This window comes from Aquirufa sp. HETE-40SA (assembly GCF_054558635.1).
Window position 1 is genome coordinate 612,058 of sequence record NZ_JBPXKN010000001.1, and the last position, 17,787, is coordinate 629,844.

At 40.0% G+C, this 17,787-nt stretch carries 17 protein-coding genes; 6 read left to right on the top strand and 11 right to left on the bottom strand.

Translation table 11 applies throughout. The annotated features are described in order from the left end of the window. Window positions 1-18 precede the first annotated feature (18 nt). Both pth and ACRZ9O_RS02825 read left to right on the top strand, forming a co-directional pair. Window positions 19-579, top strand: a complete 561-nt coding sequence (gene pth / locus ACRZ9O_RS02820) for an aminoacyl-tRNA hydrolase (protein ID WP_459456152.1) — start codon at window positions 19-21, stop codon at window positions 577-579. Between the two features lie 248 nt (window positions 580-827). Next, complete coding sequence (locus ACRZ9O_RS02825) at window positions 828-1,286, top strand: hypothetical protein (RefSeq protein ID WP_459456154.1); 459 nt, start codon at window positions 828-830, stop codon at window positions 1,284-1,286. A gap of 226 nt (window positions 1,287-1,512) precedes the next feature. Here ACRZ9O_RS02825 and metG read toward each other — a convergent pair whose 3' ends face one another. Then, entirely contained in the window at window positions 1,513-3,543 is a 2,031-nt protein-coding gene (metG, locus tag ACRZ9O_RS02830; RefSeq protein ID WP_459456156.1) for a methionine--tRNA ligase, read from the bottom strand. 124 nt (window positions 3,544-3,667) lie between these two features. Between metG and rpsU the strand changes: the two genes are divergently transcribed. Then, on the top strand, window positions 3,668-3,862 hold the full coding sequence (gene rpsU / locus ACRZ9O_RS02835) for a 30S ribosomal protein S21 (RefSeq protein ID WP_130896373.1): 195 nt from the start codon (window positions 3,668-3,670) through the stop codon (window positions 3,860-3,862). 37 nt (window positions 3,863-3,899) lie between these two features. Continuing rightward, on the top strand, window positions 3,900-4,769 hold the full coding sequence (locus ACRZ9O_RS02840; RefSeq protein WP_459456159.1) for a tyrosine-type recombinase/integrase: 870 nt from the start codon (window positions 3,900-3,902) through the stop codon (window positions 4,767-4,769). Here ACRZ9O_RS02840 and ACRZ9O_RS02845 read toward each other — a convergent pair. From ACRZ9O_RS02845 to ACRZ9O_RS02870, 6 genes are all read right to left on the bottom strand, one after another. Next, the gene (locus ACRZ9O_RS02845; RefSeq protein ID WP_459456160.1) at window positions 4,766-5,701 is read right to left on the bottom strand and encodes a homoserine kinase; all 936 of its coding nucleotides are present in this window, start codon (window positions 5,699-5,701) and stop codon (window positions 4,766-4,768) included. The two genes, ACRZ9O_RS02840 and ACRZ9O_RS02845, sit on opposite strands and share 4 nt — an antisense overlap. 1 nt (window position 5,702) lies before the next feature. After that, on the bottom strand, window positions 5,703-8,165 hold the full coding sequence (thrA, locus tag ACRZ9O_RS02850) for a bifunctional aspartate kinase/homoserine dehydrogenase I (RefSeq protein ID WP_459456162.1): 2,463 nt from the start codon (window positions 8,163-8,165) through the stop codon (window positions 5,703-5,705). A gap of 66 nt (window positions 8,166-8,231) precedes the next feature. Continuing rightward, a complete protein-coding gene (locus tag ACRZ9O_RS02855; protein WP_459456164.1) occupies window positions 8,232-8,744 on the bottom strand; it encodes a DUF421 domain-containing protein in 513 nt (170 codons plus the stop codon). A gap of 4 nt (window positions 8,745-8,748) precedes the next feature. Next, window positions 8,749-9,150 carry an ExbD/TolR family protein gene (locus ACRZ9O_RS02860; protein ID WP_459456166.1) on the bottom strand — a complete coding sequence of 134 codons (402 nt, stop codon included), beginning with the start codon at window positions 9,148-9,150 and terminating at the stop codon, window positions 8,749-8,751. Window positions 9,151-9,154: 4 nt separating this feature from the next. Continuing rightward, window positions 9,155-9,904: a MotA/TolQ/ExbB proton channel family protein gene (locus ACRZ9O_RS02865; RefSeq protein ID WP_395618332.1), complete on the bottom strand. Its 750-nt coding sequence runs from the start codon at window positions 9,902-9,904 to the stop codon at window positions 9,155-9,157. Window positions 9,905-9,959: 55 nt separating this feature from the next. Continuing rightward, the gene (locus ACRZ9O_RS02870; protein ID WP_459456168.1) at window positions 9,960-10,889 is read right to left on the bottom strand and encodes a Ppx/GppA phosphatase family protein; all 930 of its coding nucleotides are present in this window, start codon (window positions 10,887-10,889) and stop codon (window positions 9,960-9,962) included. 86 nt (window positions 10,890-10,975) lie between these two features. On the opposite strand from ACRZ9O_RS02870, the gene ACRZ9O_RS02875 reads away from it, so the two are divergent. Further along, the gene (locus ACRZ9O_RS02875) at window positions 10,976-12,379 is read left to right on the top strand and encodes a tetratricopeptide repeat protein (RefSeq protein WP_459456170.1); all 1,404 of its coding nucleotides are present in this window, start codon (window positions 10,976-10,978) and stop codon (window positions 12,377-12,379) included. A 78-nt stretch (window positions 12,380-12,457) separates the two neighbouring features. Beyond that, window positions 12,458-15,286, top strand: a complete 2,829-nt coding sequence (locus ACRZ9O_RS02880; protein WP_459456172.1) for a M16 family metallopeptidase — start codon at window positions 12,458-12,460, stop codon at window positions 15,284-15,286. Between the two features lie 66 nt (window positions 15,287-15,352). Here ACRZ9O_RS02880 and ACRZ9O_RS02885 read toward each other — a convergent pair whose 3' ends face one another. From ACRZ9O_RS02885 to ACRZ9O_RS02900, 4 genes are read right to left on the bottom strand one after another with little or no spacing between them, the layout of a single operon-like run. Then, a complete protein-coding gene (locus ACRZ9O_RS02885) occupies window positions 15,353-15,766 on the bottom strand; it encodes a BrxA/BrxB family bacilliredoxin (RefSeq protein WP_459456174.1) in 414 nt (137 codons plus the stop codon). A 33-nt stretch (window positions 15,767-15,799) separates the two neighbouring features. After that, window positions 15,800-16,111, bottom strand: coding sequence for an iron-sulfur cluster assembly protein (locus ACRZ9O_RS02890; protein ID WP_223131844.1), 312 nt, complete (start codon window positions 16,109-16,111; stop codon window positions 15,800-15,802). 31 nt (window positions 16,112-16,142) lie between these two features. Continuing rightward, window positions 16,143-16,559, bottom strand: a complete 417-nt coding sequence (locus ACRZ9O_RS02895) for a SufE family protein (RefSeq protein ID WP_459456176.1) — start codon at window positions 16,557-16,559, stop codon at window positions 16,143-16,145. Next, window positions 16,559-17,785, bottom strand: coding sequence for a SufS family cysteine desulfurase (locus tag ACRZ9O_RS02900; protein ID WP_459456178.1), 1,227 nt, complete (start codon window positions 17,783-17,785; stop codon window positions 16,559-16,561). The genes ACRZ9O_RS02895 and ACRZ9O_RS02900 overlap by 1 nt, the downstream gene beginning before the upstream one ends. Window positions 17,786-17,787: the final 2 nt, after the last annotated feature.

Below are 17,787 nucleotides of genomic sequence, written 5' to 3' on the forward strand. Positions count from 1 at the left end.
ATCCAAATTCAATACCCTATGAACTTTTTAATCGTTGGATTGGGCAACATAGGCCCGCAATATTTATTTACACGCCACAATATTGGTTTTATGGCGGTGGATTTTTTGGCAAAACAAAAAGACATCAGCTTCAAAACCGATCGTCTAGCCTCAATCGCCTCCTATAAAGAGAAAGGCCATACTATTTATTTAATTAAACCAACCACCTTCATGAACCTGAGTGGGAAAGCGGTTAACTATTGGCTATCCTATTTTAAGATAGAGAAAGAGAACATGCTAGTGCTAGTCGATGACCTAGCCATTCCATTTGACACTTTACGTTTAAAACCGAAAGGTTCTTCGGGAGGACATAATGGACTTAAAAGCATTGAAGAAGTTCTGGGTGGCACAGAATATCCGCGTTTGCGCATGGGAATCGGCAGTGATTTTGCCAAAGGAAGGCAGGCCGATTATGTCTTAAGTAACTTTTCTAACACTGAAATAGAGACAATCCCATTCATCTTAGACAAAACCGCGGAGATAATTGAATCATTCTGCGCTGAAGGATTAACGAAAACAATGAACAAATACAACCAATGATTGTATTATTTAAAGAATATTTGAATTTTTCCGCAAATATTCTTTAAGAATTATTCAAATGATTTAAAATAATTTACCAAATATAATTCTGTTAAATACATATAATTATATATTTAATTCTGTTTTTAAGTACCAAATCGGAATTTAACAAAAATTAATTCAAAAAATAGACTAAAATAAAGTTTTGCCATATTAAAAAAATGCAATAATTTTGCATTGTTGATTTAGATAATAAATATAACAAAAATATGAAGAAGACATTATTATTAGCTAGCTGTTTAATTGGATTAAACCTAGTCGCGGTTGCGGGAGAAGAAGCACGTTCATTTAATCTTTCAAACGATTTATCAGTAAAATCAGAAACTTTATCAGAAGTGATCACTTCGTTGATTCGCAAAGACGCTCAAGTTAAGAGCGCAAGCGCAGCGAGTCTGACTATATCGATTTTAGAAGATTTCCAAAATAACAAAACTGAGTTCATAAATGTATCTGAGTCAGAAAAAGTGGTTTTCAACCAAACCATTAAAACTATTTCTGATCAAGGCCAAAATTTTTCAGACATTAAGACGTTAAACTGGATCAAAGAAATTAATCAAGCAGCTAGAAAGATCAACCTAGTTTGGTCAATTGTAAGCACAGAACCCGTTATCGACACTAATTTCGATAACAGTTCTGAACAACAAGAGCACTTGATTGTTATGTTGTAATTAGATTAACAGTAGTTTTCATAGTTAAATAGGTTTAGAGGTAATCAAAAAAGGTGAAGTTTTTAACTTCACCTTTTTTATTTTTTTGCATTAAACTAATAAAATATCCGCAAAAGCATTATATTTGTATAAATTTTCATAGTTAAATAGGTTTAGAGGTTAAACAAATAAGGCCAGAAGTTTCTTCTGACCTTATTTTTATTTTATCCCTACCTGTATTAGAACCCTAATTAACGGTCCCTCCATTCCAAATCTGCTTATTGGGTTGCACTAGCGCCAGACTTCCATCTGCATCTTCTGCCATTAAAATCATCCCCTCACTCTCAATACCCATCATTTTACGCGGTGCAAGGTTAGCTAGAAAGGTCACTTGCTTACCCACTAAATCTTCCGGTGCGAAATGCTCTGCAATGCCTGACAAAATCGTTCGCGTCACAAAACCATCATTCACCTGAAGCTTCAATAACTTCTTACTTTTTTCCATCTTCTCTGCTGCAACAATTTCACCGATGCGAATATCCATTTTGGCAAAATCATCAAAGGCTATCGTCTCCTTTAGAGTTGGCACAGTTTTAGTTGCTAATTCCATCTGTGTTTTTGTTTGAGTTAATTTATCAACCTGCTTTTGGACCGCTTCGTCTTCAATTTTCTCGAATAATAAACCTGGATTTTGCAAGGCAGTTCCCGCAGCAATCACCTCAAAATCACCCATACTCGACCACTCAAAACTCTCCATACCAAGCGCAGAACGTAATTTCTGAGCACTAAACGGAATGAATGGTTCTAAAGCAATGCTTGCCTGAGCAACTAACTGCACCGCATAATTCAATACGGTACCCGCTTTCGACGGATCCTCTTTCATTATTTTCCAAGGCTCCGCTTCCGCTAAATATTTATTCCCTAATCGGGCAATTTCCATCGCTAACACAAGCGCATCGCGGAATTTATAATTTTCTAAAGCTAGGGACAGTTTAGACGGTATTTCAGCCACGGCTGCCATTAAATCAGCTTCTAATCCAGTTCCTTCCCCTTTAGGTGGCACAATAGAACCGAAGTTTTTATCAATTAATACAAAGGCGCGGTTCACAAAATTGCCTAAAATGGCTACTAATTCAGAATTATTTTTGGTCTGAAAATCAGCCCATGTAAAATCTGCATCCTTCGTTTCCGGACTGGAAGCCGTTAATGCATAACGCAATACGTCTTGTTTACCCGGGAAATCCACTAAATATTCGTGTAACCAAACCGCCCAATTACGCGAGGTCGAAATCTTATCCCCTTCTAAGTTCATAAACTCATTCGCAGGCACTTGATCCGCTAATTGGTAGCCACCGTGTGCCATACACATCGCAGGGAAGATCAAACAATGGAACACAATATTGTCTTTCCCAATGAAATGTACGATGCGACTATCTTTCGCCTTCCAATAGGTCTCCCATTCCGGCGTCAATTGCTTCGTCATGGAAATATATCCGATGGGAGCATCAAACCACACGTAAAGCACTTTGCCCTCTGTATCAGGCAAAGGAATAGGCACACCCCAGTTTAAATCACGCGTCATTGCACGCGGCTTCAAGCCTTCCTGTAACCAGGACTTAACCTGTCCCGTCACATTCGACTTCCATTCTGGGTGTGAATTAATGTATTTTTCTAATTCTGGTTGCCATTGATCCAAGGGCAAGAACCAGTTTTTTGTCGGTTTTAATACAGGTTTAGAGCCACTCAAAGCTGATTTAGGATTTAACAACTCAGTAGGCGAAAGCGTCGTGCCACACTTTTCACACTGATCGCCATAGGCGCCAGGCTGCTTGCAAGAGGGACAATCACCTGTAATGTAGCGATCTGCTAAAAATTGCTTCGCCTCTTCATCATAAAATTGCTCCGTTACTTCCTCGATAAATTTCCCTTCGTTATATAATTTCAAAAAGAATTCTTGAGAAACCTGGTGATGCACCGGATCTGACGTACGCCCATATATATCAAAGGAAATGCCAAATTGCTCAAACGAATCTTTGATTTCGGTGTAATAATAATCCACCACTTGCTGAGGGGTCTTCCCTTCTTTTTGGGCTTTAATCGTAATAGGCACCCCATGCTCATCCGTGCCTGACACGAAAATCACATCCTTTTTCTGCAAGCGCAAATACCGCACATAGATATCTGCTGGCAAATAACAACCGGCTAAGTGACCAATATGAATAGGCCCATTGGCATAAATTAACGCGGCAGTAACGGTAGTCCGTGAAAAGTCTGACATAAATACAGGTAAAATGAATTACAAAAATAGGCAAAAACATTCATTGAAATAATCGATTCACCTATTGCGCATCAAAAAAATATGATTATCTTTGCACACAATTTAAAAAAACAGACAAAAGAAAATGTTAATTATTTCGATAAAAGAGAACGAATCAATTGATAAAGCTTTAAAGCGCTTTAAGAAGAAATTTGAAAAAACAGGTGTAGTGAAAGAACTACGTAGAAGATCTGCTTTCGAAAAACCTTCTGTAGGACGTCGCAAAGAAATGATTCGTGCTGCTTACAAGCAAATCACTTACGGAAATATTAATAACTAATTTCCTATACAATCTTTAAAGGAATTGACTAATTTCGATGATGAATCGTGAATTAGTCAATTTTTTTTTGGACCACCTGTCCATCGAAAGGCGCCACAGTTCGCACACGATTACCTCCTACTCTACTGACTTAGAACAGTTTATAGCTTTCATAGCACCTGCAGAACTCCTACAAGTTAAAGCGTTAACTATTCGCAAATGGCTCATCAGCTTATCTGATGATTCTATCCAAAACCGCAGCATCAACCGCAAATTAGCTACACTTCGTACCTTCTATAAGTACCTATTACGCACGGGGAAAATGGAGGAAAACCCAATGAGCTCCATCCGGATGGTCAAAACCACCAAGAAAATCCCCCAATTTGTACGTGAATCAGAAATGGAAAACCTGGTGGAAAACAGAAAAATAGCTTCGAATTTTAGCGAAGCTAGAGACGAACTCATTCTATTTCTGCTCTATGGGACAGGCATTCGGCTAGCAGAATTAATTTCACTGCAAAACAACCAAGTCAATCTAGCCACAAAAACGATCCGAGTTATTGGAAAGCGCAATAAAGAAAGGGTCATCCCTATACCTGGACTACTCATTGACTTAATAGCAACTTATCGCAGCTTCTGCACAATAGAACACCCTAATTTACTACTCACCGATAAAGGAGAACCCCTGTACCCGATGTTTGTACAGCGTTTAGTGAAGAAAAATCTAGGGGAATATAGCCAGTTAGAGAAGTTATCCCCACACGTGTTACGCCATACTTACGCTACGCATTTACTGAATAAAGGGGCTGATTTGAATGCCATCAAGGAATTATTGGGACACGCGAACCTAGCTGCAACACAAGTCTATACCCATAATTCAATGGAAAAAATGAAGGCGATTTACCTCCAAGCACACCCGAAAGCTTAGTCAGCTAAAATAACGGGGCCTTTCTGATTGATTTGAGAGACATATTGCTCTGAACCGATACCTATGGCAGTAAATTCTGCGGCCATGGCTTTGGCTACATTTTGGGCCGTTTCTTCGCCTTTCGATAAGGCAAACAAGGAAGGTCCGGAACCTGAAATAGAGCAGCCTAACGCGCCTTTTGCAATAGCAGCAGCCTTTACTTCGGCAAAACCAGGGATCAAGATTGCACGAGAGGGTTCGATGATCACATCCACTAAGGAACGACCAATTAACTCATAATCAGGCAATAAAAGGCCTGCGACAAGTCCTGCTACATTCCCCATTTGGGTAATGGTGGTAGATAAAGAGATTTCTTTATTTAAGATTCCACGGGCATCTTTGGTATTCACCTCGATTTGTGGATGAACTATACTGGCGAACAAATCGGATGGTACGGGTATTTGAATGATATCTAAAGGATCATAGGAGCGAATAATGATAAAGCCTCCTAATAACGAGGGTCCTACATTGTCCGCGTGCGCGGAGCCGCAGGCGACGCGCTCGCCTTCCATCGCGAAGGGCAAGAGGTCTTTTTGAGATAAAGGGCGGCCCATTAGTTCATTTGCGGCAAAAACGCCTGCTACAGCGGATGCGGCAGAGGAACCTAATCCAGAACCTAAAGGCATATCTTTGTGAAGCGACAATTCAAAGCCTTGGTCTTCACGACCAATATGAGCTAAGAATTTCTGGATCGCTATCCCAGCCGTATTTTTCTCTACAGCCTTGGGTAATCTACCCTCATCACCTGTAATTTCTTTTATGATAATTCCGGGTGTTGATTTCTTTTCTAACACGACTTCATCACCAGGATGATTCACCGCAAATCCAAAGATATCAAATCCACAAGCCACATTAGCTACCGTAGCTGGAGCATATACACGAATCTTTTCCATATTATGAGAGGTGACTACCAATAGATACTATATCTGCAAAAACACCCGATGCAGTCACCTCGGCTCCTGCTCCAGGACCTTTTATGACTAAAGGACGATCATGGTAACGCTTTGTTGTAAAGGCTATTACATTGTCAGCCCCATCCATTTGGTAGAATGGGTGTGCTGGTCCTACAGAACGTAAACCGATGGTAATTTTTTGACCCTCTAAACAAGCGATATAGCGTAAAACCTCACCTTTGGTCGCTGCCTCATTCACTAATATCTCAAAGAAATCATTGGCTTTATCGATCTCCTCAAAGAAAGCATCCACTGAAGGAGCCTCTTCGCAGGCGGGAGGAATAATCTTTTCAATGGTTATATCAGAAAATTCTAATTTCAATCCAATCTCGCGGCTTAAAATCAAAATTTTACGCGCCACATCCATCCCACTTAAATCTTCGCGTGGATCCGGTTCCGTATACCCCTTTTGTTTAGCTATACGTAAAACTTCGCCAAAAGACTTTCCAGGGGTGAACTGATTAAATAAGAAAGATAAAGTACCGGATAAAATTCCTTCAATTTTCTCAAAGCGATCACCCGAAGCAATTAGCCCTTGCAAGGTATTTATAACGGGCAATCCAGCCCCTACATTCGTCTCATATAGGAACTTAACTCCTTTAGCAAAAGCCGTTTGATGCAATTGCGCATATAAATCATATGGACCTGAATTAGCTACCTTATTAGGCGTAACTACCGAAATATTAGACTGAAATAAACCTAAGTAATTCGTATAAATTTCTTTACTCGCTGTACAATCAGCGAAAATGGAATTCGGCAAGTTCAATGCTTTTATTTGAGCAATAAATCCAGCTAAATCAGCCGGATCGCCCACTGAATCTAATAGGTGTAAAGCTTGATCTAACTCAATTCCCTCTTCCTGAATTAATTGTTTACGACTATTCGCGATTCCCGTTAAACGGATCTTGATTCCTTTGTATTTGGCCAAATAATGCTCTTGACCAATAATTTGCGCTAATAAAGTCTTTCCTATCAAACCAGCTCCCACTAAAAAGAGATGTAATGTTCTAATCTGAGAGAAGAAAAAGGTCTCGTGAATGACATTCAAAGCCTTGGAAAGGTCTTTGTTTTCAATCACAACTGAAATATTTAACTCAGAAGAACCCTGCGCAGTAGCGACAATATTGATCCCGTTTTTTCCCAAAGAAGAGAATAATTTCCCACTCACACCGGTATGCTTACGCATCCCCTCACCTACCACAGCAATCACAGAAAGTTCTTTTTGGATATCTACTCCCTCAATATCTCCCGTCACGATCTCAGCCGCAAATTCCTTTTCTACTATTTTTCGCACCTTATCCGCCACAGAAGGATCGATGGCAAAACAAATACTATGCTCAGAAGAGGCTTGAGAAATCAAGACAACTGATATTTTTTCGCGGGCTAAAACTGTAAATAGTTTAGCAGAAACACCAGCCACACCTATCATCCCTGAACCTTGCAAATTAACCAACGCTAGCTGGTCTATCGACGAAATTCCCGTGATGATGTAAGGACTCCCCGTAGGTTCTTTACTAACTACGGTACCTTCAAAAGTCGGATTAAAGGTATTCAACACCCGAATCGGAATGTTTTTAGCAAAAGCAGGCTGTAAAGAAGGAGGGTAAATCACTTTAGCTCCAAAATGGGTCAATTCCATCGCTTCCGCATAAGATATCGAAGGAATGGTAAAGGCAGACTTTACTTTTCTTGGATCAGCTGTCATCATTCCATCCACATCCGTCCAAATTTCAATCTCTTTTACCCCTAAAGCAGCTCCAATCACCGAAGCAGTATAATCAGAACCACCGCGACCTAAAGTCGTTGTCTCCCCTTTAGCATTAGACGCAATAAAACCTGTGACTAAACCAATTTTACCCTTATTTGCTTCGAAATAACTAGAAATCAACGGATTAGTGACAGCAAAGTCAACTTCAGAGTGACTAAAAGCACTGTTCGTTTTAATAATCTCCCGCGCATCTACATAGACAACTGGAAGACCTTTTTGTTGTAAAATAGCGTAAATTAAATACGTCGATAACCGTTCTCCAAAACTAACTAATGAATCAGACGTCTTAGGCGAGATCTCCTTGATCAAATTAATTCCTTTCAATACATCACGTAATTCATTGACTAAAGTGCGTACATGTGCGATCACTTGGCTTTGTCCCGCAACGGGAATAAAGTGCTTAATGATATCAAAATGACGTGTTTCAATCGTCTCAATCAAGGTATTTACGGTGCTTTTTGGCTGAGCTGCCAGCATGCCCGCTTCTAACAAATGATTCGTCACACCGCTCATCGCAGAAAAGACAACAGCAAAATCTGAGGAGGATTTTCCGTTTGACTCAATGATTGTCAAAACGGATTGAATACTTTCAATGCTACCACAACTGGTCCCACCGAATTTTAGGATTTTTTCCATTAATTAAGAAAACAAAATGATTCTCAACTCTACAAACAGCTGAGATATAGGTGCAAATATACGATTTTAGGCCGTATTTTGCCCAAGAATGCGGTGTCCTTTTCGTTTTCTTTTGGTCAAATTCCGATAATTATCACTTAAAACGGAAATATTTCCATCTACTTCGAAGATGGCCAAGTTTACATCACTAATTTCTTCCACACCATGTTCCCTCACGACTGCCTTCAATTGCTCTAATGAAATGGAAGCTTCCTTCAAGGAATTTGGGCGAACTTCGCCATTATAAATCAACATAACTGGCTCCCCATCTATCACTTTACTCATTGATTCACTACCTAAAGAAATACGCTTAAAAACATAATTCATGGCAAATAAGGCCAAAGCTGCCACTAAACCGCCGGATAAACTCGTATCATCCCCTACCATTGCTGTCTGAACGGAATTAGATATCAATAAGATGAAAACCACATCAACCACCGATAATTGCGCAAACTCTTTCTTCCCAAAAACACGAATAGCCGCTACGATGAACACGTAAACGGCTATTGATTTGAGGGCGATGATCACATAGCCTTCCATATTACTATTTTTTCTTTTCCGCAGCCATCACCATAGACAACTTCAATTTAGCTGCCAGGTCATATATATTGGTTAATTCTTGTACTGTCTGGTTGCGATCCATTCGCACTACTAAAGTAACTGCCTTTTTAGAAGTCGCTTCTTTCGTCAATTCAGCCTCTAGATTAGCCACATCTACTAAACGATCATCAATATAATAATTGAGCTGCTCATCCATCGTCAAACGAATCACTTCATTGGCAGGCGTAGGCATTGGCTTTGCTGTTTCTGGTAAAAGCAATTTAATTGCATCCGGAGAAGCTAGCGTCGAAATCATTAAAAAGAACATCAATAGAAAGAAAAGGATATCCGCTAAGGCTCCTGTTTCTACTTCTGATGCTTCTCTGGCTCTTTTTCTGAAATTCATCGAATTAGGCTTTAGACGCTGGTTTGTGAAGAATATCTAAGAAATCAATCGCTGTAATTTCCATTTTGTTAATCGTACGATCAATCATAGTTGTCAATAAAGTATACAACACGTAAGCAATGATACCCACAATCAATCCAGATGCTGAAGTCACCATTTTCTCATAAATACCACCAGCAATTGTTGAAATATCAATTTTATTGGAAATTGAGATGTTGTGGAACGTACGAATCATACCGGTAACTGTACCTAAGAATCCAAACATGGGAGCGATACGTGCGATAGCACTTAGAATACCTAAATTCTTCTCCATATTATAGATTTCGACTTTGGCCTTATTCTCAATCGCCGCTTCGATATCACGGATAGGAGAACCTAAACGAGATAAACCTTTTTCTAAAAGTTTAGCAATTGGATAGGAAGTCGCTTTACAGAAATTAATCGCTCCTTGTACGTTACCTGCTTGCAACATATCATGAATCTTGTGCAAGAAATCCTCGTCTAATTTAGCCGTCTTGCGGATATACAAATAACGTTCAATGAACAAGAATACGGCTGCTGCGAATAAGAAGCCGATCGGATACATGACATATCCCCCTTTTCCTAATAAGTCCAATACAGAAAACTCTTCCACTACTACTTTCGTAACTTCTTGAACAGGAGCCGAATTAACAATGGAATCTGCCATAGCTGCAGTAGAATCGACGGTCACTGTACCCGCCTGAAGTAAAATAGTTGCTAATGAAAAAGCCATATGAAGGGGTTGATTAATCTTATTAACTACAAGTTTACAATTTTTTTTTCAAATTCTACGGTTGGTTTGATGGATTTTGGAGTTCCGTAAACCAAAAGCCTTCCTTTAAACTATACGACGAAAACCAAAGCTCCTTAATCTCCAATTCACGCAAAACTTTCTCCACTAAAAAAGTAGCATAAGGAAATATACTTGCTCTAAATGCTTTCATTCCTGGATAACCCACTCGCTCTTCATACGCTAAAGCATCTAGGTTAGTCTTATGTTGTAAAAAAACAGCTAAATTCAATTCACAAGAGGCAGGCGCATAACCCGATCTATTCTCTAAATCAAATATCGTTTCAAAGGCACCAGCGGCTCCAATTAATACACTGGGTGGATACAGGCGACACGCATCAAAAAGCGGAATCATTTCATTCGATACATACGCATTTAATTCAGTTACAATAGATAAATCAAACTCATTACCTTCGGAAAAAAGTGACTTTAATCGCAATCCACCTAACTCTAAACTTACCCGATAGCGTACCTGGTGACCTTTAAATAAAATGAATTCCACACTTCCACCTCCAATATCCATCACCAGACTCGTTTTCTCCCAACGTTCTGGCAAGGAATTTCGTATACCCTCATAGATATAACCTGCTTCCTGCATTCCATTGATGATTTGAATGTGGATGCCTAATTCCTGAAGAACCCGATGAATAAAAACTTCTGCATTCGAGGCTCGACGAAGTATACTCGTACCAATAGCGTAGAAATTTTCCAGATCGCCTCCTTTAGACAGAAAAACCTGCCTAAACTCAATCAAACAAGCGATCGCCCGATCCATTGCATCTGCTTGCAAAATCACCTCTTCCATAGCCCCCTTCCCTAAACCAACTGGCCGTTGTAAGTGCTCCTCCACTCGAAATTCAGAAAGCGGGGAAATTAATAATTGAAACGTATTGGTACCGAGGTCCGCAATGGCACAGATTTTTGACATTATCAGGTGTTTGGAACAAAATTAAGCCGAAAAGGCGTTCAAGAATAAATATTATTCATTATTTTAGTGAAAATGTATCCCGAAAAATGCTAGATCCCGAATTCGACGAGAATAAAGAAGACATCCAAGCTTCTGTTCAACGCTACGAGAACATGTTGAATCAGCAAGAAAATGCGTTTTTCGATGCAGAGACTTTGGAACAAATCGCCGAACATTACTTTGTTCAATCACGTTTTGACCAAGCCTTAGAAGCTGTTAATTTAGGACTCAGCCATTTCAACTATTCCTTAGAGTTGATTACGCTGAAAGCTCAAATTTTAGGGGAAATGCAAAAGCCCGAAGAGGCAATGGAATTGATTGAAAATTCTATTCTATTATTCCCCAATGACATCGAATTAACCTTGGTTAAAGGCTATTTATTAAGCCAAATGGGGCAACACGAAGAATCCATCCAACTATTTTTAGCCTCTTTAGATCGAACAGAAGAAAAAGACGAAGTCTATTTCCGCATCGGCTTGAGCTACCAAGCCTGGGGGAAACCGCGAGAGGCGGTAGACATGTTAAAAAAGTGTTTAGAACTCAATTCAGAGAATGAAAATGCGCTAGTCGAACTCGCAAATTGTTTGGATGAAATTGGTAAAATTGAGGAAAGTATCCCCTATTACAAACAATTCATTGATGCTGATCCCTTTTCATTTACGGCGTGGTACAATTTAGGCATTGCTTATTCCAAATTAAAGCAATTTGAAAAAGCAATCGATGCCTATGAATATTCGCTTGCGATAGAACCTACTTTTGGGTCTTCATTATTCAATTTAGGGAATACCTACATGAACATTCAGGAATATGTAAAAGCCGAAGAATCTTATCTTTTGTGCTTGAAATACGATGATCCGAATCCAGAATTATATTGCTGTTTAGGGGCTAGCATTGAACGCCAGCGCCGTTTTGATAAGGCTTTAACCCATTATAAGGAGGCCATTAAGGTAGATCCTCTTTGGGATGAAGGTTATTATGGTTTAGCGGTTTGTTTGACAGAGATGGACAAATGGTTCGAAGCCCTTCATTTCTTGAAGAAAGCCCTGAAACTAAACGATACGAATCCCTTGTATTGGACAGGATTAGCGGATGTAGAGGCCTATTTAGGCAATCCCGTTTCCTCTGATGAGGCTTATGCCAAATCAGTAGACTTAGATTCCTTCTTCGCTCCTACTTGGGTCAAATGGGCGCAATTACACTACGATTTGAATGATTTCGAAAAGTGTGCAGAAATTATGCTTTCCGCTATTGATGAATTGCCAGAGGAAGCAGACCTATATTACCGCGCAGCCATCTTTTTAATTAAAGCAGGTCAATTTAAAGAGGCATTCCACTTTTTAGAGTCAGGGCTACTATTGGATTACGATAAACACGAAATTATTTTTGAATATTTCCCTAACATGGAAACACAAAAAGCTATTTACAAGTTAATTCAACAGTACAAGAAATAATTTTACCGTTTATCATTTTATCAACACTACCGATTTAATTAATTTTTAATTTTCAATTCTTAAAAACAAAATACCCCTATGAAGAGAATTATTCTATCGGGTTTACTGCTTTGTCTTTTGCAACCTGCATTAGCACAACCTAAACCCACTCCAACAACACAAAAAGCGTCTGCTAGCCTTCCCATACCTGAAAAGGTAACGGAAGCGGAGGGAATTACAGAATACAAATTAGCGAACGGCTTAAAAGTATTATTATTCCCAGACCCATCTAAACAAACCATAACGGTTAATATTACCTATCTCGTAGGTTCTCGCCACGAGGGCTACGGTGAAACGGGTATGTCTCACCTTTTAGAACATATGGTGTTCAAGGGTACGAAAGAAAAACACAAAGAGGTAGCGAAAGAAATCTCAGATCACGGCGCTCAGTTTAACGGAACTACTTGGTTAGACCGCACAAACTACTTCGAAACATTCGCTTCAACAGATGAAAATCTAGATTGGGCTTTAGATATGGAGGCTGATCGTATGATCAACTCACGTATTTCGAAGAGCGAATTAGAAACCGAAATGACGGTTGTTCGTAACGAATTCGAGCGTGGCGAGAATGATCCAGGTAGTGTCTTAATGGAGCGTATCGTTTCTACGGCTTTCTTATGGCATAACTATGGTAACTCCACTATTGGTGCTCGTTCTGACATCGAAAAAGTGCCTATTGAGAACTTACAGGCTTATTACCGTAAATACTACCAACCAGATAACGCGGTATTATTAGTGGCTGGTAAGTTTGACCCAATCAAAACATTAAAGTTAGTCAATGAGAAATTTGGTATCATCCCACGTCCTGAGCGTGTTTTAACACCTACTTTTACTGCTGAACCTACACAAGATGGAGAAAGAGAAGTATCTCTTCGCCGCGTGGGTGATGTGCAGGTAGTTGGTATGGCCTACCATATTCCTTCTGGCTTACACCCAGATTATGTAGCTGTAGATGTCATGGCTGATTTATTGACAGATGCACCTTCAGGACGTTTATACAAGGCGTTAATTGATACGAAGAAGGCAAGTAGCCAATTTGGATTCTCTTTCCAATTAAAAGAACCTGGATTGATTTATTTCGGCGCGGAAGTTTTAAAAGAGAAATCGGTGGATTCTGTTCGCCAGATTATGTTTAATACCATCGAGAATTTTGCCAAAACTCCTCCTACTAAAGAAGAAGTAGATCGCATTAAGACCAAAGGCATTAAGAACATCGAATTATTATTAAACAATGCACAACGTGTGGGTGTAGGTCTTTCTGAATACATTGCACAAGGCGATTGGCGTTTATTATTCCACACACGTAATCAATTAGAGAAAATAACTCCTGAGGACATTCAACGTGTGGCAGCAGCTTACTTCAAATCTTCGAACAGAACATCTGGAACTTTCTATCCTACAGAAAAACCAGTTCGTGCTGAGATTCCTGAAGCAAAAGACGTAGCTACAATTTTAAAAGACTTCAAGCCGAAGGCTGCAGTAAGCCAAGGGGAAGCTTTTGATCCATCTCCAGCAAACATTGATTCACGCACGAAGACAGAGAAAATCGGTGGTGTTCAAGTGGCCTTGTTATCTAAGAAAACAAGAGGTAATTCAGTTTATGCTAGAATGACCTTACGTTTTGGCGATGTAAAATCGTTAATGGGAACAGCTACTGCAGCGGATTTAGCGGCTGATATGTTAACTAAAGGAACAGCGAAACACACACGTCAACAATTCCAAGATGAATTAGACAAGTTAAAAGCACGTGTGGGTATCTCAGGCGGAGCAACACAAGCGAACGTTTCCATTGAAACAACACGTGAAAATTTAATCCCAGCGATGAAATTAGTGGCTGAGGCTTTAAAACAACCGGTATTCCCTGCGGCTGAATTTGAAAAATTGAAGCAAGAGAATTTAACAGCGATCGAAGGTCAAAAAAGCGAGCCACAAGCGAAAGGTTCTGAGGCATTAGGCCAATTAAGAGCTGGACACTATGATAAGAAAGATGTTCGCTACCAGCCTACCATGGCAGAGCAAACGGCTAACTATGGAGCTGTGAAATTAGAGGAATCCGTTAATTTCTATAAGAACTTCTACGGAGCTTCTGATGCAACGTTCTCAGCGGTAGGTGATTTTGATGAGAAAGAATTGAAAGATTTAATTGCGGCAGAGTTTGGCAATTGGAAATCTCCAAAGTCATACAAACGAATTCCTGAAGAGTTCAAAGAAACAGGTGGAAAAGCGATTTCAATCGAAACGCCTGATAAAGCAAATGCCTTCTTCTTAGCTTACCAACCATTGAAAATCTCTGATAACGACCCTAACTATGCTGCGTTAGAATTATCTAACTATATGTTAGGTGGTGGTAGCGGATTGAGCTCACGTTTAATGAACCGTATTCGCCAGAAAGATGGTTTATCTTACGGCGTTGGTTCTCAATTCGTAGCTAGTCCATTAGATCAAAGCGGTGCGTTCATCGGCTATGCGATCTATGCTCCAGAGAACTTAGCAAAGTTAGAGTCAGCATTCAAAGAGGAAATCGAGAAAGTATTGAAAGAAGGTTTCACTCAGAAAGAAATCGACGAAGCGAAGAAATCTTGGTTACAATCTCGTCAAGTGACACGTTCACAAGACAATGCTTTAGTAGGAAGCTTGAACAGCAACTTATTCTTAGGACGTAACATGAAATGGTCTGAAGAATTAGAGAACAAAGTGAAGAGCTTAACTCCGGCACAAATTCAAGAGGCAACTCAAAAATCAATCGACTTGTTGAAGATGTCCTTCATCAAAGCGGGTGACTATGAAGGAGCAGCTAAGAAAATGGCTGAGAAAGCAAAAAATAGTACGTCAGAATCAGGAGCGATGGGCGGTGCGCCTAAGCAATAATCCTTTCTGAAAGGTCATAAAAAAAGGGAGCTCCTGATGGAAGCTCCCTTTTTTATTGTATTGAGATTAACAAAACTCTTCGAATACGCCTTCCAAGTGCCCTGCAATCATATCTGCTGAACGACCTTCAATGTGGTGACGCTCTACGAAATGAACTAACTCACCATCTTTGAATAAGGCAATCGATGGAGATGATGGAGGGTAAGGTAAGGTATACTCACGTGCTTTTTGAACCGCTTCAGGATCAACACCAGCAAAAACCGTCACTAATTGATTCGGTTTCTTAGCTGAAGCAGCTACCGCATGTTTTACACCTGGACGTGCAGTAGATGCTGAACAACCACATACTGAGTTGAAAAATACCAAGGTAGTTCCTGGCTTAGCCATTACGTCTTCCACTTCTGAAGCTAACTTCAATTCTTGGAAACCTCCGGCAACAATATCCATCCGCATAGGATGTACTAAATGTTCTGGATACATATATTTTTATATTAGATTTAAAATTAAACGCAATTACATAAAACCAAGTTCCAATTTGGCCACTTCAGACATCATATCCTGCTCGTAAGGAGGATCAAATGTTAATTCTACAGAGACTTCAGCTATACCCTCAATCTCTCTTACCGCTTTCTCGATATCTACCGGGATACTCTCCGCTGATGGACAAGATGGCGAAGTTAGTGTCATCAAGATATACACATTATTGACAGGAAAAATCTTGATTTCATAGATTAATCCGAGCTCGTACACATCTACCGGAATTTCGGGGTCATAAACGGTTTTAATCGCCTTCACCACTTTTTCCTTTAATTCTACCTCATTCATTTGACTTGAATTTTCCATTCTAAATAATCGCTTAAGAGAAGGCCAAAGCATAGTGTTGCATTTGTTTTACCATGGATACTAAACCGTTAGAGCGAGTTTGAGCTAAATGCTGACTCATTCCAATTTGATCAATGAAATATAAATCAGCGGCTAAAATCTCCGCTGGCGTGTGATTCGACAACACCCGAATCAACATCGAAATCATTCCTTTTACGATAATGGCCTCAGAATCCGCCTGAAAAACGACTAAATCACCTTGCTTTTCGGCGTGTAACCAAACGCGGCTTTGACAGCCTTTAATTACATTATCCTCCGTTTTAAAGGCATCTGACATAGGCGCTAATTTCTTACCTAGGTCAATTAAATATTCGTATTTATCCGCCCAATCTTCAAAAAGACCGAACTCTTCAATTAATTCTTCTTGTATCTCGTTAATTGGCTGTCCCATTATCCTAACATCTGCAAGGTTTTCTCTAAACAAAGAACAAAACGATCGATCTCCTCGAACGTATTGTAAAAAGCGAAGGAGGCACGGCACGTACCCACTAGCTCGTAGCGCTGCATCAATGGCTGCGCACAATGATGTCCGGTACGAATCGCAATGCCAAATTTATCCAATAACACCCCAATATCTTGCGGGTGAACTCCGTCAATCACGAATGAAATAACGGCTATCTTTTCAGGAGCCGTACCCACGATACGTAAACCTGGAATCACTTGCAATTTCTGTGTAGCATAGGCTAAAAGTGCCTCTTCTTGTGCTGCTAAAGCTTCCGAAGGGATAGCCTGAACATAGTCCAAAGCAGCCCCAAAAGCAATCACATCTGCGATATTAGGCGTTCCTGCCTCAAATTTATAGGGTAATTCGTTATAAGTCGTACCAGCAAAACTCACCTCTTTAATCATCTCCCCTCCTCCTTGGTAAGGAGGCATGGACTCTAATAAATCACGCTTTCCGTACAACACCCCCACGCCCGTAGGCCCGAAAAGTTTATGGGCAGAAAACACAAAGAAATCCATATCAAGCGCTTGCACATCTACGGCTAAATGCGCGACAGATTGTGCTCCATCAATTAATACCTTAGCCCCTACTTCATGTGCCAAAGAAATAATCTCAACAATGGGATTAATCGTCCCAATCGCGTTAGAAACGTGATTGACTGCGACTAATTTGACTTTGGGATTCAATAAAAATTTATAAGCTTCCACATCCAAGACACCTGCATCACTCACAGGAATCACTTTGATCTCTGCTCCTTTTTCCTCCGCAATCATCTGCCAAGGCACGATGTTCGAGTGGTGTTCTAGGTTAGAAACAATGATTTGATCTCCTTTTCCGACGTTTGCACGACCAAAAGTTTGGGCTACTAAATTAATCCCTGCGGTGGTACCCGAGGTGAAAATAATCTGATCTGTGGAAGGAGCATTCAAAAAAGCCGCTAGCTTTTTTCTTGTCAACTCATAAGCGGTTGTCGCACGTTCCGCCAAGGTGTGAATACCCCGGTGAATGTTCGCATTATCCTGCTCATAATAGGCTGAAAGCGCATCGATAACGGCTTTTGGCTTTTGAGTGGTTGCTGCATTATCAAAATAAATCAAAGGAGCCTTGTTCACCTGCTGATGTAAAACAGGGAAATCCGCTCTAATTTGATCTATATTTAATGTTTCCGCCATGA